The sequence below is a fragment of the Serratia sp. TSO36 genome, assembly GCF_057808395.1.
In genome coordinates this window covers 328,586-351,226 of sequence record NZ_JBJZOU010000006.1, presented here as the reverse complement: position 1 = coordinate 351,226, position 22,641 = coordinate 328,586, and the positions used below count along the sequence as shown (strand labels likewise).

Below are 22,641 nucleotides of genomic sequence, written 5' to 3'. Positions count from 1 at the left end.
AACAAAAAGCGGGGTATGCTGGGTTCACCAAGACGGAAAGACAGAGAGGTAAGTTATATGACATTGAACATTACCAGCAAACAAATGGATATCACTCCCGCAATCCGCAATCACGTCGAAGACCGTCTCACCAAACTGGAAAAATGGCAGACCCAGCTGATAAACCCGCATATCGTCTTATCCAAAGAACCGCAGGGGTTTGTCGCCGACGCTACCATTACCACGCCGAACGGCCCGCTGGTCGCCAGCGCCAAACATGATGACATGTATACCGCCGTTAACGAGCTGATCGCCAAGCTGGAGCGCCAGCTGAACAAGGTGCAGCACAAAGGCGAAGCGCGCCGCTGCAATGCCAGCGTGAAAGACATCGTGCCGGAAGTGACGCAGGAACAGGAATAACCGTCCGACTGCGGTTGCCGCATCAAACGCGCCCGAGGGCGCGTTTTTTGTCGGGTATTTTTGTTGACGGGGTAAAAGCCAGCGGTTACTTTAAAACCTGTTCGCATTAACCTTAGGTAGACCATGCCACGCACACCGTTTTTCTTCGCATTCTTTTTTACCTTCCCCTGACTGGGAGGCGTTTCGTCGTGTGAGAAAGAATGCGAAGACGAACAACAAGGCCTCCTGGAAACAGGAGGCTTTTTTTATGGCTGTTATACAACGAATAAGAACTGAAGGCGGAAGCTGATTATGACTGACAACCCGTTATTGGTGCTGCGCGAGCGCATCAGCGCACTGGATTTGAAACTGTTGGCCCTGCTGGCGGAACGCCGTGAACTGGCGATCGAAGTCGGCAAGACCAAACTGCACTCTCACCGTCCGATCCGCGACAAAGAGCGCGAGCGCGATCTGCTGGATGCGCTGATCGCCGCCGCCAAGCCTTACGACCTGGACGGTTTCTACGTCACCCGCCTGTTCCAACTGATCATTGAAGACTCCGTCCTGACCCAGCAGGCGCTGCTGCAGCACCAGCTCAATCCCGTCAGCCAACACTCCGCCCGCATCGCCTTTCTCGGCCCGAAAGGCTCTTATTCACATCTGGCGGCGCGCCAATACGCCGCCCGCCATTTCGATCGGTTGATCGAATGTGGCTGCCAGAAGTTTCAGGATATCTTCGCCCAGGTGGAAACCGGCCAGGCGGACTACGCCATTCTGCCGATCGAGAACACCAGCTCCGGCTCGATTAATGAGGTGTACGACCTGCTGCAACACACCAGTCTGTCGATCGTCGGCGAACTGACCAACCCGATCAACCACTGTGTTCTGGTGGCCGGCGACAGCGATTTGAGCCAGATTGAAACCGTCTACAGCCACCCGCAGCCGTTCCAGCAGTGCAGCCAGTTCCTGAATCGATTCCCGCACTGGAAAATCGAATACACCGAAAGCACGGCCGCCGCAATGGAGAAAGTCGCCAAGTTGAATTCGCCGAAGGTGGCGGCGCTGGGCAGCGAGGCCGGCGGCGCGCTGTACGGGCTGCAAGTGCTGGAACACAACCTCGCCAATCAACAGCAGAACATCACCCGCTTTATCGTCCTGGCGCGTAAAGCGATCGACGTCTCCGAACAGGTGCCGGCCAAAACCACGCTGATCATGGCAACCGGCCAGCAATCCGGCGCGCTGGTCGAAGCGCTGCTGGTATTGCGCGACAACGGCATCATCATGACCAAACTGGAGTCACGCCCGATCAACGGCAATCCGTGGGAAGAGATGTTTTACATCGATGTGCAGGCCAACCTGCGTGGCGACGCAATGCAAAAAGCGCTGCGCGATCTGGCGCCCATCACCCGCTCGCTGAAGGTGCTGGGCTGTTACCCGAGCGACACCGTGGTGCCGGTCAACCCATCCTGACGCGATAAAAAAAGGTTCGGCCAAGCCGAACCCTTCATTTTTATTTACCGCCGGTATTTTACTGCCGGCTGTCGTTAGCCTGCCGTAACAGCGTGCGGCTTTCCACCAGGAAGCGCTGGGCGTAATCGCCAAACCAGTGCTCCACCTTGCGGAAGCTATCGATAAACGCCTGTTTGTCGCCGTGCTCCAACAGCTTGATCGCCTCGCCGAAGCGCTGGTAGTAACGTTTGATCAACGCCACGTTTTCCTCCGACGACATGATAATGTCGGCGTACAGCTGCGGATCCTGCGCAAACAGGCGGCCAACCATCGCCAGCTCCAGCCGGTAGATCGGCGAAGAGAGCGCCAGCAACTGCTCCAGTTGCACGTTCTCTTCCGCCAGATGCAACCCGTAGGCGAAGGTGGCAAAGTGCCGCAGCGCCTGAATAAACGCCATGTTCTGATCGTGTTCGACCGCACTGATGCGGTGCAGCCGCGCCCCCCACACCTGCAGCTGTTCAAGCAACCACTGGTAAGCCTCTGGCCGGCGGCCGTCGCAGTAAACCACTACCTGCTTCGCCACGCTGCCCACGTCCGGGCCGAACATCGGGTGCAACCCCACCACCGGGCCACTGTGCACCGCCAGCATCGCATGCAGCGGACGGTTCTTCACCGACGCCAAATCCACCAGAATACAGTCGTCGGGCAACGGCGGCAGGCGGCTTATCACCTGTTCGGTCACATGGATCGGCACGCTGACGATCACCATGCCGGCGTCTGCCAACAGCTGTTCCGCCTGCGGCCAATCTTCCTGATCCAATACCCTGACCTGATAACCCGACAGCGTCAGCAGACGGTTGAACAGCCGGCCCATCTGGCCGTTGCCGCCAATGATGACGATCGGCCGCAGCTGCGGGCACAGGGTTTTAAAGCCTTTATCGTTCTCGCTGACGTACGATTCGCGCATCACACGGCGCAAGACATCCTCGATCAAATCCGGCGGCACGCCGAGGTTTTCCGCCTCTTGACGGCGCGAGGCCAGCATCGCCGCTTCGCGCTCCGGCACATAAACCGGTAAACCGTGGCGGCTTTTCACCTCGCCGACTTCCGCTACCAGATGCAGGCGTTTCGCCAGCAGATCCAGCAGCGCTTTGTCCACCTCGTCAATTTGATCGCGCAACGCGGTCAGTTCTGCCACCATAACTTACTTTTCTCCCGTGCGTGCCGTCAGCGCAGCGCCGAGTTCCTGATGCATATGACGCAGCAGCGTTTCCGTGCTTTCCCAGTTGATGCAGGCGTCGGTGACGGACACACCGTAACGCATGTCTGCACGCGGCTGCTCGGAAGACTGGTTGCCCTCATGCAGATGGCTCTCCAGCATGATGCCGGTGATCGAACGGTTGCCCGCCTTAATCTGCTCCACCACGGACTCGGCCACCGCCGGCTGACGGCGATAGTCTTTATTCGAGTTGCCATGGCTGCAATCTATCATCAAGGACGGATGGAGTCCCGCCTCGAGCATCTGTTTTTCACAGGCCGCAACGTGCTCGGCGCTGTAGTTCGGGGTTTTACCGCCGCGCAGGATCACATGCCCGTCCGGGTTGCCCTGGGTCTGCAGCAGGCAAACCTGGCCCGCCTGGTTGATGCCGACGAAGCGGTGCGGCATGGCGGCGGCGCGCATGGCGTTGATGGCGGTGCCCAGACTGCCGTCGGTGCCGTTTTTGAAGCCGACCGGCATCGACAGGCCGGAAGCCATTTCGCGGTGGGTCTGCGACTCGGTGGTGCGCGCACCGATCGCCGACCAGCTGAACAAGTCCCCCAGGTACTGCGGGCTGTTCGGATCTAATGCTTCGGTAGCCAACGGCAAGCCCATGCCCACCAGATCCAGCAACAGGCGACGCGCGATATGCAAGCCTGCTTCAACGTCAAACGAACCGTCCATGTACGGATCGTTGATCAAACCTTTCCAGCCGACAGTGGTTCTGGGTTTTTCAAAATAGACGCGCATAACGATATACAGCTGATCGCTCAAGTCAGCCGCCAGGGTTTTCAAACGACGGGCGTAGTCCAGCGCCGCATCCGGATCGTGGATCGAACAAGGCCCGCACACTACCAACAGGCGATGATCGCGCCCCTGCAAAATGTTGGCGATGGTGTTGCGCGCGGTGGCGATTTCATTTTCGTCGTCGGCGCTGAGCGGGAACTGGTTCTTCAGCTCCTCCGGCGTGATGAGAACCTGTTCTGCACTGATGTGTACGTTATTGAGCGCGTCTTTTTGCATGATGCTATTCCTGTCGTTTGGCGTTATGCGTTGAAGTGGAACCTTGAGCGTTTCAGGGCTCTACCTTATCACGCAATGTAAAGTTTTCAATCCAATTTCCGTAAATAAAAAATTACCGTAATCACCCCTAAGAAAAACCATTGGGAAAGGCACTTCAATAAATACAATAAACACAATAAATTTAATAAGATATGCAAACAAAAGGATTGCCAGCGCCTCTCTACCCGCTTGCCTGACAGTAGATGGACATCGTAAACATAAATGTACATTTGATTTTACAAGGAAGACGCGCCCCCACCTCAGCGCCAACGAATGGGCTGAGACAGGCATCCGCCAGACTCAGCACGAAGCGCTGCTGAAAGCGATGAATTTCAGTAGAAGAAAAGCGAATAAATAAGGAATAAAAATTAAAAACTTAAGCTAATGGCGGCTATTTTTGTCGCCGAAATGAACCGATATAATGTGACCGTCATCAACAATAACCACCCTTAACAACTGGATCCAAAATGCTCTCTTCTCGCGCTCGTCGCGCTTTTCCGCTGTATATTTGCTGCTTAACGACTTTCACCAGTGTTTCAGCTCTCGCCGACAATACGCTTTTCACCGCGATGGACGATCCGGCCACCGCCAAGAAACCGTTTGAAGGCAACGTGCAGGCGGGCTACAACGCCCAGTCAGGCAACTCGCAGAGTTCCACCCTGCTGGCCAACACCAACATGACCTGGTTCAACAGCGACGCGGCGTACAGCCTGTGGGGGGCGGCCAACAACACCACCTCCTCCAACGTGCGCTCCTCCGAAAAATACCAGGCCGGTGGCCGTACGCGCTATAACCTGACCGACCGCAACTACCTGTTCGGCCAAGCCAGCTGGCTAAGCGACCGTTTCAACGGTTACGATTCACGCTCCACGCTGACCGGCGGCTACGGCCGTCAACTCCTCAACGGGCCGCTCAGCGACCTGCGGGTGGAATTCGGTCCCGGCGTGCGCCATGACGAATACCACGGCGGCGGCCGCTCGACCAAAGGGCTGGCCTACGGTGCGGCCAACTATTCCTATCAGCTGACCGACAACACCAAGTTCATTCAGGGCGTTTCCGCGCTGGCGAACGAGGAAACCACGCTGAACTCGGAAAGCGCGTTGAACGTGGCGATCAACGATCGCTTCTCACTGCGCGTAGCCTACACCGTGACCTACAACAGCAAACCGCCGGCCTCGGCACCGAAGAACACCGACACCACCACCTCGGTCACGCTGGTCTACGGCCTGTAATCTCCCTTCCAGAATCTCTCGCAGCCCATCATCGATGGGCTTTTTTATGCCTGCCGCCCTCTTTTGCACAATCTGCTAAAAATATTCATCCCACCCATTGACGACTTTAGCAAATAGCTTAATACTGTATGCATATACAGTACTTATTGTACGGCATCGGGGCATGATGGATTTCGATAGTGAGCGACCAGTAATGCATCGATGGCCACCACAGTTCCCGAGATGCTGTAAACAAAGCGAGCATAAGTTATGGAGAAAATCACCTCATTCATCACCTACGCCATGGCGCTGTTTCTCGCCTGGCTCGGCAAGCTCTCTCCGCAGGACATTGCCTTTTTAGTCGGTGCGGCGGTAGGCATCGGCACGTTTCTGGTGAACTGGTACTACCGACGTAAAAGCCTGCAGATCCTGAAGGCCATTGAGCGCAATGCGGCATCACGGAGGAAAATTTACGATGAGTGCAATCGTTAAGCGCTGCAGCGTCGCCGCCGTTTTGGCCATCGCGGTGCTGTTACCGTCATTTGGCGAGCTGCAAACCTCAGAAGCCGGTCTCAGGCTGATCGCCGATCTCGAAGGTTGCCGCCTGTCGCCTTACCAGTGCAGCGCCGGGGTGTGGACGCAGGGCATTGGGCATACTGCCGACGTCATCCCAGGCAAGACGATCGATGAACGGCAAGCCGCGGTGGGTTTGGTCGACGATGTTCGCCGCACCGAACGTGGCATGGCCGCTTGCCTACCGCATACGCTCTCGCAACAAACCTATGATGCGGTGATCGCCTTCGCCTTCAACGTGGGCGTCGGCGCAGCCTGTCACTCTACGCTGGTCGAGCTGCTGCAACAGCGTCAGTGGCGGCAGGCCTGCGATCAGTTGCCTCGCTGGATTTACGTAAACGGAAAGAAAAAAAAAGGGCTGGAACAGCGACGCGCCACGGAACGCGCACTGTGCTTGCAGGGCATTGCCTCATCATGACGAGTTCGCTCGCCGAAGGGTGATGCCACAACAATTTCACTTAATTTGTTCAAGGGGGTTCTTATGATGCACTGTCCATTATGCGGTCACGTGGCCCACACTCGCTCCAGCCGCTATCTGAGCGAGTCGACCAAAGAGCGTTACCATCAATGCCGCAACATCAATTGCAGCTGCACGTTCGCCACGCACGAGTCCGTCGCGCGGGTGATCGTCAAACCCGGCGATGACATTGTCCCGGCGCAGCCGCACCCGCCGGAGAGTCAGCATAAACAAAGCGCCGCCGCGCTGTAATGCAAAAAGCCTGCTGATGCAGGCTTTTTAATGTCGCAGCCAGGCGACTAAGTCTCGTAAATGCAACGTGATAGATTTTCAGATAAAAAAAGGGGTTGGCATAATGCCAACCCCTGATAACTATTAACTTTTGGATGCAGCGTTAGCCAACGCGGTTCAGACGCTCTTTGATACGAGCAGCCTTACCAGTACGCTCACGCAGGTAGTACAGTTTAGCTTTACGAACGGCACCACGACGTTTCACAGCAATGCTGTCGATTACTGGGGAGTGAGTCTGGAATACGCGCTCAACACCTTCGCCGTTGGAAATCTTACGAACAGTGAATGCAGAGTGCAGACCGCGGTTACGGATAGCGATAACCACGCCCTCGAATGCCTGCAGACGTTTTTTGCTACCTTCAACGACCCATACCTTCACTTCCACGGAATCACCCGGACGGAATGCAGGTACGTCTTGTTTCATCTGCTCTTGTTCAAGTTGCTTAATAATGTTGCTCATAATATGTCTCTTACCCTAGGTAAACTGATATATCGGTCCCGTCTGATGTCAGACGTTTCCTTCATAGTCCTGTTGCCTGGCCTGATGTTCCCGTTGGAACTCAGCCAGCAACACCGCTTGCTCGTCAGTCAGAGCTAGGCTTTCTAGAAGTTCAGGTCTTCTAAGCCAGGTTCGGCCCAGCGACTGCTTTAAGCGCCAGCGACGTATCTCGGCATGGTTGCCCGACAGCAGAACCGGCGGTACTTCCATCCCTTCCAACACCTCTGGGCGGGTATAGTGCGGGCAGTCCAGCAATCCGTCGGCGAAGGAGTCTTCCTCCGCTGAGGCCTGATGGCCCAGCACACCCGGTATGAAACGGGCGACTGAATCAATCAGGGTCATCGCCGGCAGTTCCCCGCCGCTGAGAACGTAATCGCCGATTGACCATTCTTCGTCAATTTCGGTTTGGATTACGCGCTCGTCTATCCCTTCGTAGCGGCCGCACACCAGAATCATCTTCTGATTGGCCGCCAGTTCGCACACGCCGGTTTGATCCAGCTTGCGCCCCTGAGGTGACAGATAAATCACCTTTGCTCCCTCGCCTGCCGCTGCTTTCGCCGCATGAATGGCTTCCCGTAAAGGTTGCACCATCATCAGCATTCCCGGGCCGCCGCCGTAAGGGCGATCGTCCACGGTGCGATGCCGGTCGTAGGTGAAGTCGCGAGGACTCCAACACTGCACGCTCAGCAGGCCATTTTTTACTGCCCGGCCAGTCACCCCGTAATCGGTGATAGCGCGGAACATCTCAGGAAACAGGCTTACAATACCGATGAACACAAGCCAATCCCCTTACCGTTATTCCACTTGCTTCGACCGTTTGATCCGGGGGTCAAAAACCAGGATCCCAATCTGCCTCAATCACGCGGGCAGTGAGATCGACTTTCTTGATAACCTGCCCATGAAGAAACGGAATCAACCGCTCCTTCATGCCGAACGCATCTTTCAGGTTCGCTTTCACAACCATCACATCGTTCGAGCCGGTTTCCATCATATCGATGACTTTACCCAGCTCGTAGCCGGCGGTGGTGACTACCTGGCAGCCCATCAGGTCTTTCCAGTAGTAATCGTCACCCTCCAGCGGAGGAAGTTGATCGGAATCCACCATAATCTCGCGATTAGTCAGCAGATTCGCCGCGTCCCGATCGTCAATGCCTTTGACCTTGATGATCAGATCCTGACTGTGGCGCTTCCAGTCTTCCAACTCGATATGCTGCCACTGACCCGCCTGCTGGATAAACCACGGCTGATAGTCAAAAATGCTTTCGGCGTTCTCGGTGGATGAAAACACTCTGAGCCAACCACGAATGCCGTAAGCGGACCCCATTTTACCGAGTACAATCGGCGCGATCGGCGCTACCGGTTTGAGTTGCTTGCTCATTGCCACCACCGCGACAGATTAAGCTGCTTTCTTAGCGTCTTTGATCAGCGCGTGAACGCGATCAGAAACGGTTGCACCCAGACCGACCCAGTGCTCGATGCGGTCCAGGTCCAGACGCAGTGCTTCAGCCTGACCGGAAGCGATCGGGTTGAAGAAGCCTACGCGCTCGATGAAACGACCATCACGAGCGTTGCGGCTGTCGGTCACTACTACTTGATAGAACGGACGCTTTTTAGCGCCGCCACGTGCCAAACGAATTGTTACCATAACATCCTCTTTAGTTAATAAAACAGCCGGGCCCCATTGAGGGACGGGGCCCGGTTGCAATATAAAAAGCCCGAAAATTTTACTCATTTTGGCGCAAAAAGCAATCTAAAGCGTCGATCGCAGGGGACAACTTTTGCAGCCTGTCAAATTTCGGGCGGTTTTCACCGCGAACGGCGAATGCTGAAAGCGCCCGCACTCGGCGTGCGGAGGCCTATCAGCGGCCTGGGAAGCCCGGCGGCATCATACCTTTCATGCCGCGCATCATCTTCGCCATACCGCCTTTCTTCATCTTTTTCATCATACGCTGCATTTCGTCGAACTGCTTCAGCAAGCGGTTGACGTCCTGCACCTGCATGCCGGCCCCCATCGCGATGCGGCGCTTGCGCGAGCCCTTGATGATTTCCGGTTTGGCGCGCTCTTTCAGCGTCATCGAGTTGATGATCGCCTCCATGCGCACCAGCACTTTATCGTCCATCTGCGACTTGACGTTGTCCGGCAGCTGGCCGGCGCCCGGCAGCTTGCTCAGCATGTTGGCCATGCCGCCCATGTTGCGCATCTGCTTGAGCTGCTCCAGGAAATCGGTCAGATCGAAACCGTCGCCCTTCTTCAGCTTGTTGGCCAACTTCTCCGCCTGCTCGCGGTCGACCTTGCTTTCGATATCTTCGATCAGCGACAGCACGTCGCCCATGCCCAGGATGCGCGATGCCACGCGATCCGGGTAGAACGGCTCCAGCGCTTCGGTCTTCTCGCCCACGCCGAGGAATTTGATCGGCTTGCCGGTAATGTGGCGGATGGACAGCGCGGCACCGCCGCGCGCATCGCCGTCGACCTTGGTCAGCACCACGCCGGTCAGCGGCAGCGCTTCGTTAAACGCCTTGGCGGTATTGGCGGCGTCCTGGCCGGTCATGGCGTCGACCACGAACAGGGTTTCCACCGGCTTGATCGCCGCGTGCACCTGCTTGATCTCGTCCATCATCGCTTCGTCAACGTGCAAGCGGCCGGCGGTATCGACGATCAGTACGTCGTAGAATTTCAGCTTGGCCTGTTGCAGCGCGCGATTGACGATGTCGATCGGTTTTTCTTTGACGTCAGACGGGAAGAAATCGATGCCGACGCCTTCCGCCAGCGTTTCCAGCTGTTTGATCGCCGCCGGGCGATAAACGTCCGCGGAAACCACCAACACTTTCTTCTTCTGTTTTTCTTTCAGGAATTTGCCGAGCTTACCGACGCTGGTGGTTTTACCGGCGCCCTGCAGGCCCGCCATCAGCACCACCGCCGGCGGTTGGGCCGCCAGATTCAGCTCGGTGTTGACTTCGCCCATCGCGGCGATCAGCTCGCCCTTGACGATCTTGACGAACTCCTGCCCCGGCGTCAGGCTCTTGTTGACTTCATGGCCGACCGCGCTCTCTTTGACGCGGTTGATGAAGTCGCGCACCACCGGCAGCGCGACGTCCGCTTCCAGCAACGCCATACGCACTTCACGCAGGGTTTCCTTGATATTCTCTTCGGTCAGCCGCCCGCGGCCGCTGATATTGCGCAACGTGCGCGACAATCGATCGGTTAAATTTTCAAACATCGTCTCATGCTCAACGTGTGATGACAGGCCGCTCCGGCGACACAATTGCGCCGATGATAACACGAAGCGCGGCGGATCTCTGCCTCAGCGTTGGAGATAGGTTGGAGTGAAACGCGCGCAACGTTATACTGACACTCCAATTAACCACGCCGAAGCAAAATTAAACGCTATGCCAGTTTTCTCCATTGTGGCTTTGATGGCCTACCTGCTCAGCCTTGGACTGATCATTCCCAGCTTGTTGCGGAAGAACAGCGCATACCGTCGGCTTGCCCTCGTCTCGGCGGTGGTGGCGCTGATTTGCCACGCCATCGCGCTGCAGCAGCGCATCTTCGACGTCAGCGCCGGGCAGAATCTCAGCCTGCTGAACATTGGCTCGATCGTCAGCCTGATCATCTGTTCGGTCATGACCTTCGTCGCCTCGCGCGACCGCGGCTGGTTCCTGTTGCCGATCGTCTACAGCTTCGCGATGATCAATCTGGCCTTCGCCAGCTTCATGCCCGGCGAGTTCATCACTCACCTGGAGTCCAGCCCGGAATTGATGGTGCATATCGGCCTGGCGCTGTTCTCTTACGCCACCCTGATCATCGCCGCGCTCTACGCTTTGCAGCTTGCCTGGCTCGACTACCTTCTAAAAAACAAGAAGTTGACCTTTAGCGCCGACATGCCGCCGCTGATGAGCATCGAGCGCAAGATGTTCCATATCACCCAGATCGGCGTGGTGCTGCTGACGCTCACTCTGTGCACCGGTTTGCTGTACATGGATAATCTGTTCAGCAAAGAGAACGTGCACAAAGCCGTGCTGTCGATCATGGCCTGGTTCGTGTATATCGTGCTGTTGTGGGGCCATTACCATGAAGGCTGGCGCGGCCGCCGCGTCGTCTGGTTCAGCTTCGCCGGCGCCTTCCTGCTGACGCTCGCCTACTTCGGCAGCCGTCTGATTCAGCAGGTGATGGTGCGCTAAGCCGGCCGCCTCAACTTTCCCTCTCTATAAGGAATACTGCATTGGAGCATGTGTCGACGGGGACCCTCATCATTATCCTGGTGATCATGATCGTGGTCTCCGCTTACTTCTCCGCCTCCGAAACCGGCATGATGACGCTCAACCGTTATCGCCTGCGTCACCTGTCCAAACAGGGCAATCGCTCGGCGCGCCGTGTGGAGAAGCTGCTGCAAAAACCGGATCGGCTGATCGGCCTGGTGCTGATCGGCAACAACCTGGTCAACATCCTCGCCTCGGCGCTGGCGACCATCGTCGGCATGCGGCTGTATGGCGACCTCGGCGTGGCGATCGCCACCGGCATACTGACCTTCGCCGTGCTGCTGTTCGCCGAAGTGCTGCCGAAAACCTTCGCCGCGCTCTACCCGGAACGCATCGCCTTCCCCAGCAGCTTTCTGCTGGCGCCGCTGCAAAAAGTGATGTTCCCGCTGGTCTGGCTGCTCAACGGCATTACCAGTATGACGCTGCGCCTGTTCGGCATTCGCACCAACGTGCGCATCAGCGATGCCGTCAGCAAGGATGAGCTGCGCACCATCGTGCGCGAATCCCAGTCGCAAATCTCCCGGCGCAATCAGGACATGCTGATCTCGGTGCTGGATCTGGAAAAGGTGACGGTTAACGACATCATGGTGCCGCGCACCGAGATCGTCGGCATCGACGTCAACGACGACTGGAAATCGATCATGCGCCAGTTGACCCACTCGCCGCACGGACGCATCGTGCTGTACCGCAGTTCGCTGGACGACGCCATCGGCATGCTGCGCGTGCGCGAAGCCTACCGCCTGATGACCGAGAAAAAAGAGTTCAACAAAGAGAACCTGCTGCGCGCCGCCGACGAGATTTACTTCGTGCCGGAAGGCACGCCGCTCAACGTGCAGCTGGTGAAGTTCCAGCGCAACAAAGAGAAGGTCGGCATCGTGGTCGACGAGTACGGCGACATTCAGGGCCTGGTCACCGTGGAGGATATCCTCGAGGAGATCGTCGGCGACTTCACCACCTCGATGTCACCCACGCTGGCGGAAGAGGTCACGCCGCAAAGCGACGGCTCGGTCTTGATCGACGGCACCGCCAACGTGCGCGAGCTGAACAAGGCCTTCAACTGGACCTTGCCGGCCAACGAGGCGCGCACCGTCAACGGCATGCTGCTCGAAGAGCTGGAAGAGATCCCCGAAATCGGCACCCGGTTGCGTATCGGCCATTATGATATCGACATTCTCGACGTGCAGGGCAACATGATAAAACAGGTGCGGGTCACGCCGATCACCTCGCTGCAGTCCAGCGTCGGCCATCACTGACCGCTGGCCAGAACGTAAAAAAGACGCGAAATCGCGTCTTTTTTTCTCTGCGGGAACTCGCGGCTAGATATGCAGTTCCTGCAGCTTCTCTTTCGGCAGCGCCAGCTCGTCGTTGTGGTTCACCACCACGTCGTTATCCAGGATGTGCTTGGCGATCTCCTGCGCTTCTTCCAGCGAGTGCATATGGTAAGTGCCGCACTGGTATTCGTTCAGCTCAGGGATTTTGCGCTGGTCGGTCACTTTCAGCACGTCGGCCATCGCCGCTTTCCACGCATCGGCTACGCGCTGCTCTTCCGGCACGCCGATCAGGCTCATGTAGAAACCGGTACGACAGCCCATCGGGGAGATATCGATAATCTCCACGCCCTGGCCGTTCAGGTGGTCACGCATAAAGCCGGCGAACAGGTGCTCCAGCGTGTGAATGCCGCGCTCGGGCATCACTTCCAGGTTCGGGCGGCAAAAGCGCAGATCAAACACCGTGATGGTATCGCCGTGAGGCGTCTTCATGGTTTTCGCAACGCGGACAGCCGGGGCTGCCATACGGGTATGATCGACGGTAAAGCTATCCAGCAATGGCATTTCGCTACCTCCTCGTAAAAGAGCATTTATTTCGAAACTTTTTTTCCTAACCGGGAAACCTTTTCCAACCCTGCGAGTCTCAGTATCTGAAAGACGCGCATTTGTTATCATCATCCCTGTCATCAGAGATGCATATTTGGCCACATTGATGTGGCCTTTTTCTTTTTCAGCTTCCGCCGTTTTGCTTCAGGAACGCTTCAAAGCTTAGCGTATCATTGGCTTCTATGTCGCGTTGGCGTTGCCACGAGGCTTCCCGCTCTTTATCCAGCTCGGCCTCGTTCAGGATTTCCAACGGCTCTTCCAGCAGCATCTTGCGATATTGCTCCGCCAATTGCAGGCCGACGCGCCCGGTGCCTTCCGCTTGCATCGCTTTCAGGATGCGCGCGGAGAAGGTCAGCTCAGGGTCGTCGAACGCGGCGACCAGCTCATCGCACACCTGCTGGTATTGGCGATCGCCGGCTTCGCCGTCCAACACTTCCGCTACCCGACGCAGATCGGCGAACAACGCCTTGCCCACTTTTTCGAGCGGTTCATGGCTGGCGCCACAGCCGATGCCGATGGTCTGGCCCGGCTTGCGGCCCTCCAGGATCACCCGGTTCCAGTTCTTGCGCGTGCACAGCAGTTCATCGCTGCTCATCTCCGGCGCATCGGCCAGCGCGCACCACACCAGGAACAGATCCAGGAAACGCGCCTGCACCGCATCCACGCCGATCGGCGAGAACGGGTTGATGTCCAGCGAACGCACTTCGATGTATTCGATACCACCGCGCAGCAGCGCGTCAGACGGCGTCTCGCCGCTTTGGGTCACGCGCTTCGGCCGGATCGGCGCATACAGCTCGTTCTCGATTTGCAGCACGTTGCTGTTCAGCTGCAGGTAACGGTCACCCTCTTTCACGCCCAGCTTGGCGAACTCTTCGGAAGGCGTCGCGATCGCCCGTTTCAGACCGGCCACATAGCTGTGCAGATCGTTAAAGGTGATGCCCAGATTGCTTTGCGACTTGTTGGTATAACCCAGGTCGCTCAGGCGCAGCGAAGTGGCGTACGGCAGGTAGCACATCCCCTGCTCGGTGCGCTCGAACGGCAGATTGGTCTCGCGCCCCTTGAGGAACGAAGAACAAATGGCCGGCGATGCCCCGAACAGATACGGGATCACCCAGCCGAAACGATAATAGTTGCGGATCAGGCGGAAATAGCCCGCCGAGATCTGCTCTTTACCGCTTTCTGCGTCCTGCACGCCGGCCCAGGCCTGCCAAAACTCCAGCGGCAGCGAGAAGTTGTAGTGCACGCCGGAAATGGTCTGCATCAGCGCGCCGTAGCGATTCTTCAACCCTTCGCGGTACAGCGTCTTCATGCGGCCGATGTTCGACGAGCCGAACTGCGCCAGCTCGATATCCTGCTCAGCTTCGATAAAGCACGGCATGCTGAGCGGCCACATGCGCTCATCGCCGATATTGCGCGCCACGTAGCGATGAATATCGCGCAGGAACGTCAGCAGGTGATCGATATTGTCATCAACCGGCGTAATGAACTCTAACAGCGCTTCGGCGAAATCCGTGGTGATCCAGTGGTGCGTCAATGCCGCACCCAGCTTTTCCGGATGCCCGGTGGTCGCCAAGGTGCCGTTCGGCGTGACCCGCAGCGTTTCACGCTCGATGCCGCGACGAATGCCTTTTAATGCCTGGGGATGGGCTTCCAACCAAGAAAGCGCCTGTGATACGTCCGGGATCAAATTGACCTCCCGCTTCTAAAAACAATAACTCGTAAGCATACTGAATCCGCACCCGAGAGAATATTGAGTTATATTCACTTGGTTACTGCCACCAGGCGATGCCCTGTACCGTTATCATAGCCAAAACGATGTAACGCAGCGCCTTTCCGATACACAGAAACAGCGCGACAGAGCCCCAGGGCATGCGCAGCCAACCTGCCAACACGCACAACAAATCGCCCACCACCGGCACCCAGCTGAGCAACAGCGCAGCCGGGCCGAAGCGTTGCAGCCACCCGAGCGCCGTTGCCAGCCCCCGCTGTGGTTTCAACGCCGGTAACAGGCGCCCGATAATGACATTGGTCAAGCCACCCAGCGTGTTGCCCAGGGTCGCGGCCAGCACCAGCAACTCCGGCGAGACGCGACTCTGGGTCAGCAAGGCGACCAGAACGATTTCTGAATTTCCCGGCAGCAGCGTCGCACTGAGGAAGCTACTGCCAAATAACGATATTACGGCTAGCGTACTACTCACAGCGTACGGACGTCTACCACCGCCATACCGGCGCTTTTCGCCGCCTGAATGCCGAAATCAGCGTCTTCAAACACCACGCATTTTTCCGGCCGCACGCCGATCAGTTCGGCGCAGCGCAGGAAGGTGTCCGGTTCCGGTTTGTGGCGCTGCACGTCGTCCGCACCGACGATCGCGTCGAAGCAGTTGAACAGGCCGAGATGACGCAGCAGCATTTCCGCCATGCGGTGCTCGCTGCCGGTGCCGACCGCCATCGGACGGCGGCCATGATAGGACTTCACCACCTCGATCAGCGGCAATGGACGCACGCTGTCCAGCAGCATCGCTTCCACCGCGCGGGTTTTCTCCGCGGCCAGGTGATGAGGATCGAGATCGGCCTGATGGCTGGCGATAATCGCCTGCGCGATGCGCCAGGTCGGCGAACCGCTCAGCGCCACCATGGCCGCTTCATCAAACGTCATGCCATAACGGGACAGCACTTCCCGCCACGCTTTACGGTGCGTTGGCTCGGTGTCCAGAATCGTGCCGTCCATGTCGAAAATAAGACCCTGATAGCGGTCGTACATCGTTACTCCATGATCGTTGAGGAAAGAGAACTACTTTAGCGTAAAGCCGTTGGGTTGTCGCTGACTGCGTCATAACGGAATGTGCTGTGCCCTATCGGGCGCAAAGGAGGACAGGGGTGAAGAGAGAATGGTTAAATGCTGAAAAGCGAAAAACCCGCCGAAGCGGGTTTCTCTTAGATGGTGCATCCGGGAGGATTCGAACCTCCGACCGCTCGGTTCGTAGCCGAGTACTCTATCCAGCTGAGCTACGGATGCATTACTGTTTTTACTGCTTGCCTGCTTCGCTAATGAAGCCAGACTTAAAGAATGGTGCATCCGGGAGGATGATTCGGCGCTTGCGCCTCACCCTGCGGGCCGTTGCTGAAGCAACGTTATCCACCCTAAGGGACACTTTCTTTTTTACTGCCCGCCTGAAGATTTCTCTTCGCGGTACGGGAAGTGAAGAATGGTGCATCCGGGAGGATTCGAACCTCCGACCGCTCGGTTCGTAGCCGAGTACTCTATCCAGCTGAGCTACGGATGCACAGTAATTCTTTGATACCCTATGGTACTTTGTTCCCAACTCTACCATACGGCTAATATGGTGCATCCGGGAGGATTCGAACCTCCGACCGCTCGGTTCGTAGCCGAGTACTCTATCCAGCTGAGCTACGGATGCAAATGGCGGTGAGGCGGGGATTCGAACCCCGGATGCAGCTTTTGACCGCATACTCCCTTAGCAGGGGAGCGCCTTCAGCCTCTCGGCCACCTCACCAAACGCTTCTTTCGAATTGTGCCTAACTCGCTTTAGAGAAGCTCATCGGCACTGCGTGGCGCACATATTACTTTCTCCGACTTTTAAGTCAAACAATTTTTCCCAACTCATGCGCGTTTGCACAATTCGCACCCAACATGGGCGATTTCACGGCAAAAAGGGCGTTTTATCAACAGGCAACCGCAGCGTCTGTAGCAACAAAGCAGGAAACTAACCGGGAAAATAATCACGAAAAAGAAGAGGGAGGGCGAAGGAAGTGGGTAAAACGATGCAGTAGCGTCTCGTCTGGCAACGAGACGCTGCTTCGGAATCAGTAAGTCGTCTGCTGAGACTTCTCTGCCTGAATGCGCTGATAGATTTCTTCACGGTGAACCGAAACCTCTTTGGGGGCGTTCACACCAATACGCACCTGGTTGCCTTTTACCCCTAGCACAGTAACCGTAACCTCATCGCCAATCATGAGGGTTTCACCAACTCGACGAGTCAGAATTAACATTCTTTGCTCCTTGAAAGATTAAAAGAGTCGGGTCTCTCAGTTTCCCCGTCATTATCCATCATATGTGGTGAAAACGTAAGCCGCGCAACCCACAATAAGTGTAAGCAGACTTGGTCCCACCTCAGATAATGGTAAGTTTAGCCGACCTGAAAAACTTTGTTCCCGCAATTGTAACTAAATTGTGTTAGCACAGTATGAAAACGCCATAATCAACAAAGTATTATGGCGTTTGTGCGTGCTATTTATTTATATTCACAGCTTCGAGGCCACCCAGGCTTCTACGCTGTTTAACGCCGCTGGCAGGGCGTTGATATCCGTCCCCCCCGCCATCGCCATATCCGGGCGACCACCGCCCTTGCCGCCGACCTGCTGCGCCACGTTGCCGATCAACTCGCCGGCTTTCACGCGGTCAGTCAGATCCTTGGTCACACCAGCAACCAGGCTGACTTTGTCATCAGCCGTCGTTGCCAACACGATGATGGCCGAACCCAATTGATTTTTCAGGTCATCTACCATGGTGCGCAGCATTTTGGCTTCGACATTGTCCAACTGGCTGACCAACAGCTTCACGCCGTTAACCACTTTTGCCTGGCTGGACAACGAAGCGCTCTCCTGCGCCGCCTGCTGATCTTTCAACTGCTGCAGTTCTTTTTCCAGCGCGCGCGTGCGATCGAGCACCGAGCGCACTTTATCGGTCAGGGTGTTACTGTCGCCTTTGACCAACTGAGCAACGTCTTGCAACAAATCGCTTTGCTGATGCAGCGTAGCAATAGCGCCAGCGCCGGTCACCGCTTCAATACGGCGGATCCCCGCCGCAGTGCCCGACTCGCTCAGAATGCGGAACAGGCCGATATCGCCGGTGCGGCTGGCGTGGGTGCCGCCGCACAGCTCGGTGGAGAAGTCGCCCATGGTCAACACGCGCACGTTGTCATCGTACTTCTCGCCGAACAGCGCCATCGCGCCCTTCTCTTTGGCATCTTCCAAGGCCATCAGCTCGGTCTGCACCGGCAGGTTACGACGCACCTGCTGGTTCACCAGATCTTCCACCGCGCGGATTTGCTCCGGCTTCATCGCTTCGAAGTGCGAGAAGTCGAAACGCAGGTATTTGTCGTTAACCAGCGAGCCTTTCTGCGCGACGTGGTCGCCCAACGTTTGGCGCAGCGCGGCGTGCAGCAGGTGAGTTGCGGAGTGGTTCAGACGAATGCTGTTGCGGCGCTCAGCGTCGATCTGCGCGTCCACGCGATCGTTCAGCTTCAGCGAACCCTGCGCCAGTTTGCCCTGATGGCCGATAGCCTGACCGTATTTCTGGGTATCGTTGACCGTAAACTCAACGCCGGCGGCTTTCAGCACGCCTTTATCGCCGACCTGGCCGCCGGATTCGCCATAGAACGGCGTCTCATCCAGCACCACCACCGCCTCTTCGCCGGCGTTGATCTGATCGACCGGCTGGCCGTCGCGGAACAGCGCGATGACCGTCGCCTGCTGCTCGTCGTGATCGTAACCGCTGAACTGGCTGCTGCCATCCACGCGGATCAGGCTGTTATAGTCGGCGCCAAAGCCGCTGGATTCGCGCGCACGGCGGCGCTGTGCTTCCATCGCGTCTTCAAAGCCCGCTTCGTCGACTTTCAAACCGCGCTCGCGGCAGACGTCAGCGGTCAGATCGATCGGGAAACCGTAGGTATCGTACAGACGGAAAGCGGTTTCGCCGTCCAGGGTATCGCCCTGCAGCTTGGCCAGCTCTTCGTCCAACAGCGCCAAGCCACGCTCCAGCGTGCGGGCAAACTGCTCTTCTTCGGTTTTCAGCACCTGCTCCACCAGCGATTGCTGGCGTTTCAGTTCGTCGGCCGCCGGACCCATCACTTCGATCAACGGCGCCACCAGCTTGTAGAAGAAGGTGTCTTTCGCGCCCAGCATGTTGCCATGGCGGATCGCGCGACGAATGATGCGGCGCAGCACATAGCCGCGGTTTTCGTTAGACGGGATCACGCCGTCCGACACCAGGAAGGCGCAGGAACGGATGTGGTCGGCGATAACGCGCAGGGATTTATTGTCCAGATCGGTTGCGCCGGTCACTTTAGCCACGGCGGCGATCAGGGTACGGAACAGATCGATTTCATAGTTGGAGTTCACATGCTGCAACACCGCCGCAATGCGCTCCAGCCCCATACCGGTATCCACCGAAGGCTTCGGCAGCGGCAGCATGGTGCCGTCGGACTGACGGTTGAACTGCATGAAAACGATGTTCCAGATCTCGATGTAGCGGTCGCCGTCTTCTTCCGGGCTGCCTGGAGGGCCGCCCCAGATGTGATCGCCGTGATCGTAGAAAATCTCGGTGCACGGGCCGCATGGGCCGGTGTCGCCCATCTGCCAGAAGTTATCGGAAGCGAAAGGCGCACCCTTGTTGTCGCCGATGCGGATAATGCGCTCGGCCGGTACGCCGATTTGCTTCTGCCAGATGTCGAACGCTTCGTCATCGGTTTCATACACGGTGACCCACAGTCGCTCTTTCGGCAGGTTGAACCAGTTTTCACCGGTCAGCAGTTCCCATGCGTAGCCGATCGCATCGTGCTTGAAGTAATCGCCGAAGCTGAAGTTGCCCAGCATTTCAAAGAAGGTGTGGTGACGCGCGGTATAACCGACGTTTTCCAGGTCGTTATGCTTGCCGCCTGCGCGCACGCAGCGCTGCGAGGTGGTGGCGCGGGAATAGGCGCGTTTGTCGAGCCCCAGGAAAACATCCTTAAATTGGTTCATGCCGGCATTGGTAAACAGCAATGTCGGATCATTGTTAGGCACCAGGGAGCTGCTCGCTACAACCTGATGACCCTTACTATGAAAGAAATCGAGAAACGCTTGACGGATCTCAGCGGTGCTCTTGCTCATAATTTTCCTGGAAAGGCTAGAATAACGACACGTGAGCCGGTGACGCGTCATCCCGACGATGACAACCAGCTCACGAACAAAAAGTGGGGATAAGATAAATTTTCTTCAGAGGGAAGTAAAACCCCGTGTGCGCTCATTGCGCAAAATCACGGTAAATTGACTGAATTTCTTCCTGGAAGAAGCCGCGATAGAGCAGATAACGCTGCACTTTGGCTTTCTCTTTCCAGTCGGTTGGCAACACATTGCCAAATTTTCGCTGCGCCACCTGTTTTGCCTGTTCGCACCAGTCGATATCGCATTCCGCCAGCGCATCCTGCACCAGCGCTTTGTCGACGCCCTTTTGCATCAGTTCGCTGCGGATGCGCTGCGCGCCGTAACCTTTGCGGCTGCGGCTGCCGATGTAGCTGTGAGCGAAACGCTTATCGTCTAGCCAATTATGCTGGTAACAGTAGGCAATAACCTGCTCGATCAGCGCAGGATCCACCGGTTCTTCAGCCCCCGGCGGTAATGCCGGCGCATGTGGCCCCTTGCCGCCAAAACGGGCTTTCGCCACAAATGGCTGCGCCGCAAGTTTGCGGCGCAGTTCAGCTTCACTATGATCGCGTTGCGACAGCAGGCGCATGGCGCGGCTTAGCAAGTCATTCATCATTCAAGCCTGAATTCAGGGGATATGCGCCACACGAACGGCGACGCATATCTTCAGCGATTAGAACTGCTCGCTGGTTTCCGCTTCGTCGTCTTCGAAGTCGTCACCGGAAGCGGCCACCAGCTCACCGCCGCTGTGCAGCAGCAGGTCACGCAGCTTCTTATCCAGCTCGGCGGCGATAGCCGGATTTTCTTTCAGGAAGTTACAGGCATTCGCCTTGCCCTGACCGATTTTCTCGCCGTTATAGCTGTACCAGGCGCCGGCTTTTTCGATCATCTTGTGCTTCACGCCCAGATCGACCAGCTCACCACGGCTGTTGATGCCTTCGCCGTACATGATTTGGAATTCAGCCTGTTTGAACGGCGCAGCGATTTTGTTCTTCACCACTTTCACGCGGGTTTCGCTGCCCACCACTTCGTCGCCCTCTTTAATGGCGCCGATGCGGCGGATATCCAGACGCACCGAAGCGTAGAACTTCAGGGCGTTACCGCCGGTCGTGGTTTCCGGGTTGCCGAACATCACACCAATTTTCATACGGATCTGGTTGATGAAGATCAGCAGGGTATTGGCGTTTTTCAAGTTGCCGGCCAGCTTACGCATCGCCTGGCTCATCATGCGCGCCGCCAAGCCCATGTGCGAATCGCCGATTTCACCTTCGATTTCCGCCTTCGGCGTCAGTGCCGCCACGGAGTCGACGATGATGACGTCAACCGCGCCGGAGCGGGTCAGCGCATCACAGATTTCCAGCGCCTGCTCGCCGGTGTCCGGCTGGGAGCACAGCAGGTTGTCGATATCGACGCCCAGCTTTTTCGCATAGATAGGATCCAGCGCGTGCTCGGCGTCGATGAACGCACAGGTTTTGCCTTCACGCTGCGCAGCGGCGATCACCTGCAGCGTCAGGGTGGTTTTACCGGATGATTCCGGGCCGTAAATTTCGACGATGCGGCCCATCGGCAGGCCGCCGGCGCCCAGAGCGATATCGAGTGACAGTGAGCCGGTGGAGATCGTTTCCACGTCCATGGAGCGGTCTTCACCCAGGCGCATGATGGAGCCTTTGCCGAACTGTTTCTCAATCTGGCCCAGTGCCGCAGCTAACGCCTTTTGCTTGTTCTCATCAATAGCCATTTTTGCTCCTTCGTTTCGCAATGCCGGTGTTACCCCACACTGCCACTGAATGTATGTTGTGCAGGAAATGTCACTAATTATACTGTATGGTCATACAGTATCAAGCCTAATTTACAAAAATTCGTCGATGGCGGTTTGCAGCGCGAAAATCGTCGCCTGCAGCCGCACCGCATCGCGATCGCCCTCGAATTGCATCTTGCGCGACAGCCCCCGGCCATCGCTGCCGGCGAAGCCGAACCACACGGTGCCGACCGGTTTTTCCGCGCTGCCGCCGTCCGGGCCGGCGATGCCGCTTACCGAGAGCGCCAGATCGGCCCGCGCCGCACGCAGCGCCCCTATCGCCATCTCGCGCACCACCTCTTCGCTGACCGCGCCGTGCGCCGCCAACGTGGCTTCGCTCACCCCCAGCAGGTCGTGCTTCGCCGCATTGCTGTAGGTGACGAAACCGCGATCGAAATAGGCGGAGCTCCCCGCGATATCGGTAATGGCCTTAGCGATGCCGCCGCCGGTGCAGGATTCCGCGCAGGTGATCCAGCGGCCCTGAGCCTTCAGTTTTTCCCCCGCCAGCACGCTGAGCCGGCGCAGTTGGTTTTCACTCATAACCCCTCCCTCGCGAATTCAGGTATATGCGCCCGATAGTAGCATTTATCAAGGCGGCGCGACGGCT

The 22,641-nt window shown here is 57.1% G+C and carries 26 protein-coding genes, 4 tRNA genes and 1 other annotated feature; of the genes, 10 read left to right on the top strand and 20 right to left on the bottom strand.

Annotated features, from left to right (window positions below; genetic code table 11):
• Positions 1 to 57 precede the first annotated feature (57 nt).
• The 3 genes from raiA to pheA all read left to right on the top strand — a co-directional run bounded on the left by raiA (position 58) and on the right by pheA (position 1,848).
• A complete protein-coding gene (raiA, locus tag ACK3CV_RS04685; RefSeq protein WP_004932457.1) occupies positions 58 to 399 on the top strand; it encodes a ribosome-associated translation inhibitor RaiA in 342 nt (113 codons plus the stop codon).
• A gap of 122 nt (positions 400 to 521) precedes the next feature.
• Positions 522 to 648: a sequence feature (Phe leader region), on the top strand.
• Complete coding sequence (locus ACK3CV_RS04680; protein ID WP_101428074.1) at positions 523 to 570, top strand: hypothetical protein; 48 nt, start codon at positions 523 to 525, stop codon at positions 568 to 570. Its footprint overlaps the feature before it by 48 nt.
• A 42-nt stretch (positions 649 to 690) precedes the next feature.
• Positions 691 to 1,848, top strand: a complete 1,158-nt coding sequence (pheA, locus tag ACK3CV_RS04675) for a bifunctional chorismate mutase/prephenate dehydratase (RefSeq protein WP_049196868.1) — start codon at positions 691 to 693, stop codon at positions 1,846 to 1,848.
• 58 nt (positions 1,849 to 1,906) lie between these two features.
• On the opposite strand, the gene tyrA is transcribed toward pheA, so the two are convergent.
• Positions 1,907 to 3,028, bottom strand: a complete 1,122-nt coding sequence (tyrA, locus tag ACK3CV_RS04670; RefSeq protein ID WP_033637185.1) for a bifunctional chorismate mutase/prephenate dehydrogenase — start codon at positions 3,026 to 3,028, stop codon at positions 1,907 to 1,909.
• Between the two features lie 3 nt (positions 3,029 to 3,031).
• Complete coding sequence (locus ACK3CV_RS04665) at positions 3,032 to 4,108, bottom strand: 3-deoxy-7-phosphoheptulonate synthase (RefSeq protein WP_016929016.1); 1,077 nt, start codon at positions 4,106 to 4,108, stop codon at positions 3,032 to 3,034.
• Between the two features lie 506 nt (positions 4,109 to 4,614).
• Between ACK3CV_RS04665 and ACK3CV_RS04660 the strand changes: the two genes are divergently transcribed.
• The 4 genes from ACK3CV_RS04660 (at position 4,615) to ACK3CV_RS04645 (ending at position 6,640) form a co-directional block, all read left to right on the top strand.
• A complete protein-coding gene (locus ACK3CV_RS04660; protein WP_004932469.1) occupies positions 4,615 to 5,379 on the top strand; it encodes a DUF481 domain-containing protein in 765 nt (254 codons plus the stop codon).
• Between the two features lie 249 nt (positions 5,380 to 5,628).
• Positions 5,629 to 5,850, top strand: a complete 222-nt coding sequence (locus tag ACK3CV_RS04655; protein ID WP_025301641.1) for an HP1 family phage holin — start codon at positions 5,629 to 5,631, stop codon at positions 5,848 to 5,850.
• On the top strand, positions 5,834 to 6,349 hold the full coding sequence (locus tag ACK3CV_RS04650) for a lysozyme (protein WP_164039497.1): 516 nt from the start codon (positions 5,834 to 5,836) through the stop codon (positions 6,347 to 6,349). The genes ACK3CV_RS04655 and ACK3CV_RS04650 overlap by 17 nt, the downstream gene beginning before the upstream one ends.
• Positions 6,350 to 6,412: 63 nt before the next feature.
• Positions 6,413 to 6,640 (top strand): ogr/Delta-like zinc finger family protein, encoded by a 228-nt coding sequence (locus tag ACK3CV_RS04645; protein ID WP_033637183.1) that lies wholly within the window; start codon positions 6,413 to 6,415, stop codon positions 6,638 to 6,640.
• Positions 6,641 to 6,782: 142 nt separating this feature from the next.
• Here the strand turns inward: ACK3CV_RS04645 and rplS are convergent, their stop codons facing one another.
• The 5 genes from rplS to ffh form a co-directional block, all read right to left on the bottom strand.
• Positions 6,783 to 7,139, bottom strand: a complete 357-nt coding sequence (gene rplS, locus ACK3CV_RS04640) for a 50S ribosomal protein L19 (protein WP_025301638.1) — start codon at positions 7,137 to 7,139, stop codon at positions 6,783 to 6,785.
• 48 nt (positions 7,140 to 7,187) lie between these two features.
• Positions 7,188 to 7,955 (bottom strand): tRNA (guanosine(37)-N1)-methyltransferase TrmD, encoded by a 768-nt coding sequence (trmD, locus tag ACK3CV_RS04635; RefSeq protein ID WP_004932485.1) that lies wholly within the window; start codon positions 7,953 to 7,955, stop codon positions 7,188 to 7,190.
• A 52-nt stretch (positions 7,956 to 8,007) separates the two neighbouring features.
• Entirely contained in the window at positions 8,008 to 8,556 is a 549-nt protein-coding gene (gene rimM / locus ACK3CV_RS04630; protein WP_033637182.1) for a ribosome maturation factor RimM, read from the bottom strand.
• A gap of 18 nt (positions 8,557 to 8,574) precedes the next feature.
• Positions 8,575 to 8,823 (bottom strand): 30S ribosomal protein S16, encoded by a 249-nt coding sequence (rpsP, locus tag ACK3CV_RS04625; protein ID WP_004932501.1) that lies wholly within the window; start codon positions 8,821 to 8,823, stop codon positions 8,575 to 8,577.
• Between the two features lie 214 nt (positions 8,824 to 9,037).
• The gene (gene ffh / locus ACK3CV_RS04620) at positions 9,038 to 10,399 is read right to left on the bottom strand and encodes a signal recognition particle protein (protein ID WP_004932504.1); all 1,362 of its coding nucleotides are present in this window, start codon (positions 10,397 to 10,399) and stop codon (positions 9,038 to 9,040) included.
• A 169-nt stretch (positions 10,400 to 10,568) separates the two neighbouring features.
• Between ffh and ACK3CV_RS04615 the strand changes: the two genes are divergently transcribed.
• Both ACK3CV_RS04615 and ACK3CV_RS04610 read left to right on the top strand, forming a co-directional pair.
• Positions 10,569 to 11,360, top strand: a complete 792-nt coding sequence (locus tag ACK3CV_RS04615; protein WP_033637181.1) for a cytochrome C assembly family protein — start codon at positions 10,569 to 10,571, stop codon at positions 11,358 to 11,360.
• Between the two features lie 41 nt (positions 11,361 to 11,401).
• Complete coding sequence (locus ACK3CV_RS04610) at positions 11,402 to 12,691, top strand: HlyC/CorC family transporter (protein WP_033637180.1); 1,290 nt, start codon at positions 11,402 to 11,404, stop codon at positions 12,689 to 12,691.
• A gap of 63 nt (positions 12,692 to 12,754) precedes the next feature.
• Here the strand turns inward: ACK3CV_RS04610 and luxS are convergent, their stop codons facing one another.
• The 10 genes from luxS to alaS form a co-directional block, all read right to left on the bottom strand.
• Positions 12,755 to 13,270 (bottom strand): S-ribosylhomocysteine lyase, encoded by a 516-nt coding sequence (luxS, locus tag ACK3CV_RS04605; protein WP_019455133.1) that lies wholly within the window; start codon positions 13,268 to 13,270, stop codon positions 12,755 to 12,757.
• A gap of 166 nt (positions 13,271 to 13,436) precedes the next feature.
• A complete protein-coding gene (gene gshA / locus ACK3CV_RS04600) occupies positions 13,437 to 14,999 on the bottom strand; it encodes a glutamate--cysteine ligase (protein ID WP_039568927.1) in 1,563 nt (520 codons plus the stop codon).
• Positions 15,000 to 15,081: 82 nt separating this feature from the next.
• Positions 15,082 to 15,510, bottom strand: a complete 429-nt coding sequence (locus tag ACK3CV_RS04595; RefSeq protein WP_004932520.1) for a YqaA family protein — start codon at positions 15,508 to 15,510, stop codon at positions 15,082 to 15,084.
• Complete coding sequence (gene yqaB, locus ACK3CV_RS04590) at positions 15,507 to 16,073, bottom strand: fructose-1-phosphate/6-phosphogluconate phosphatase (protein ID WP_033650025.1); 567 nt, start codon at positions 16,071 to 16,073, stop codon at positions 15,507 to 15,509. The genes ACK3CV_RS04595 and yqaB overlap by 4 nt, the downstream gene beginning before the upstream one ends.
• Positions 16,074 to 16,251: 178 nt before the next feature.
• Positions 16,252 to 16,328 (bottom strand) — tRNA-Arg (locus tag ACK3CV_RS04585).
• A 191-nt stretch (positions 16,329 to 16,519) separates the two neighbouring features.
• Positions 16,520 to 16,596: transfer RNA gene (locus ACK3CV_RS04580), tRNA-Arg, on the bottom strand.
• A gap of 58 nt (positions 16,597 to 16,654) precedes the next feature.
• A tRNA-Arg gene (locus tag ACK3CV_RS04575) sits at positions 16,655 to 16,731 on the bottom strand.
• A gap of 3 nt (positions 16,732 to 16,734) precedes the next feature.
• Positions 16,735 to 16,827: transfer RNA gene (locus tag ACK3CV_RS04570), tRNA-Ser, on the bottom strand.
• 310 nt (positions 16,828 to 17,137) lie between these two features.
• Positions 17,138 to 17,323 (bottom strand): carbon storage regulator CsrA, encoded by a 186-nt coding sequence (gene csrA / locus ACK3CV_RS04565; RefSeq protein ID WP_004091602.1) that lies wholly within the window; start codon positions 17,321 to 17,323, stop codon positions 17,138 to 17,140.
• Positions 17,324 to 17,575: 252 nt separating this feature from the next.
• On the bottom strand, positions 17,576 to 20,203 hold the full coding sequence (alaS, locus tag ACK3CV_RS04560) for an alanine--tRNA ligase (protein WP_164141320.1): 2,628 nt from the start codon (positions 20,201 to 20,203) through the stop codon (positions 17,576 to 17,578).
• On the opposite strand from alaS, the gene ACK3CV_RS04555 reads away from it, so the two are divergent.
• Positions 20,153 to 20,296: a hypothetical protein gene (locus ACK3CV_RS04555; protein WP_162091232.1), complete on the top strand. Its 144-nt coding sequence runs from the start codon at positions 20,153 to 20,155 to the stop codon at positions 20,294 to 20,296. The genes alaS and ACK3CV_RS04555 overlap by 51 nt on opposite strands.
• A 40-nt stretch (positions 20,297 to 20,336) precedes the next feature.
• Here the strand turns inward: ACK3CV_RS04555 and recX are convergent, their stop codons facing one another.
• The 3 genes from recX to pncC all read right to left on the bottom strand — a co-directional run bounded on the left by recX (position 20,337) and on the right by pncC (position 22,574).
• Entirely contained in the window at positions 20,337 to 20,849 is a 513-nt protein-coding gene (recX, locus tag ACK3CV_RS04550; protein WP_164039491.1) for a recombination regulator RecX, read from the bottom strand.
• A gap of 60 nt (positions 20,850 to 20,909) precedes the next feature.
• A complete protein-coding gene (gene recA, locus ACK3CV_RS04545; RefSeq protein ID WP_004932541.1) occupies positions 20,910 to 21,974 on the bottom strand; it encodes a recombinase RecA in 1,065 nt (354 codons plus the stop codon).
• 111 nt (positions 21,975 to 22,085) lie between these two features.
• The gene (pncC, locus tag ACK3CV_RS04540) at positions 22,086 to 22,574 is read right to left on the bottom strand and encodes a nicotinamide-nucleotide amidase (RefSeq protein ID WP_033649270.1); all 489 of its coding nucleotides are present in this window, start codon (positions 22,572 to 22,574) and stop codon (positions 22,086 to 22,088) included.
• Positions 22,575 to 22,641: the final 67 nt, after the last annotated feature.

What these genes read in the sequence shown, in the direction of transcription:
- ACK3CV_RS04655 (WP_025301641.1), top strand. Translation starts at nt 5,629, where the DNA reads ATGGAGAAAATCACCTCATTCATCACCTACGCCATGGCGCTGTTTCTC.
- alaS (WP_164141320.1), bottom strand. Translation starts at nt 20,203, where the DNA reads ATGAGCAAGAGCACCGCTGAGATCCGTCAAGCGTTTCTCGATTTCTTT.
- ACK3CV_RS04650 (WP_164039497.1), top strand. Translation starts at nt 5,834, where the DNA reads ATGAGTGCAATCGTTAAGCGCTGCAGCGTCGCCGCCGTTTTGGCCATC.
- luxS (WP_019455133.1), bottom strand. Translation starts at nt 13,270, where the DNA reads ATGCCATTGCTGGATAGCTTTACCGTCGATCATACCCGTATGGCAGCC.
- recX (WP_164039491.1), bottom strand. Translation starts at nt 20,849, where the DNA reads ATGAATGACTTGCTAAGCCGCGCCATGCGCCTGCTGTCGCAACGCGAT.
- ACK3CV_RS04555 (WP_162091232.1), top strand. Translation starts at nt 20,153, where the DNA reads ATGAAAGAAATCGAGAAACGCTTGACGGATCTCAGCGGTGCTCTTGCT.
- rpsP (WP_004932501.1), bottom strand. Translation starts at nt 8,823, where the DNA reads ATGGTAACAATTCGTTTGGCACGTGGCGGCGCTAAAAAGCGTCCGTTC.
- rimM (WP_033637182.1), bottom strand. Translation starts at nt 8,556, where the DNA reads ATGAGCAAGCAACTCAAACCGGTAGCGCCGATCGCGCCGATTGTACTC.
- csrA (WP_004091602.1), bottom strand. Translation starts at nt 17,323, where the DNA reads ATGTTAATTCTGACTCGTCGAGTTGGTGAAACCCTCATGATTGGCGAT.
- yqaB (WP_033650025.1), bottom strand. Translation starts at nt 16,073, where the DNA reads ATGTACGACCGCTATCAGGGTCTTATTTTCGACATGGACGGCACGATT.
- ACK3CV_RS04660 (WP_004932469.1), top strand. Translation starts at nt 4,615, where the DNA reads ATGCTCTCTTCTCGCGCTCGTCGCGCTTTTCCGCTGTATATTTGCTGC.
- pheA (WP_049196868.1), top strand. Translation starts at nt 691, where the DNA reads ATGACTGACAACCCGTTATTGGTGCTGCGCGAGCGCATCAGCGCACTG.
- tyrA (WP_033637185.1), bottom strand. Translation starts at nt 3,028, where the DNA reads ATGGTGGCAGAACTGACCGCGTTGCGCGATCAAATTGACGAGGTGGAC.
- recA (WP_004932541.1), bottom strand. Translation starts at nt 21,974, where the DNA reads ATGGCTATTGATGAGAACAAGCAAAAGGCGTTAGCTGCGGCACTGGGC.
- rplS (WP_025301638.1), bottom strand. Translation starts at nt 7,139, where the DNA reads ATGAGCAACATTATTAAGCAACTTGAACAAGAGCAGATGAAACAAGAC.
- pncC (WP_033649270.1), bottom strand. Translation starts at nt 22,574, where the DNA reads ATGAGTGAAAACCAACTGCGCCGGCTCAGCGTGCTGGCGGGGGAAAAA.
- ACK3CV_RS04665 (WP_016929016.1), bottom strand. Translation starts at nt 4,108, where the DNA reads ATGCAAAAAGACGCGCTCAATAACGTACACATCAGTGCAGAACAGGTT.
- ffh (WP_004932504.1), bottom strand. Translation starts at nt 10,399, where the DNA reads ATGTTTGAAAATTTAACCGATCGATTGTCGCGCACGTTGCGCAATATC.
- ACK3CV_RS04645 (WP_033637183.1), top strand. Translation starts at nt 6,413, where the DNA reads ATGATGCACTGTCCATTATGCGGTCACGTGGCCCACACTCGCTCCAGC.
- raiA (WP_004932457.1), top strand. Translation starts at nt 58, where the DNA reads ATGACATTGAACATTACCAGCAAACAAATGGATATCACTCCCGCAATC.
- ACK3CV_RS04615 (WP_033637181.1), top strand. Translation starts at nt 10,569, where the DNA reads ATGCCAGTTTTCTCCATTGTGGCTTTGATGGCCTACCTGCTCAGCCTT.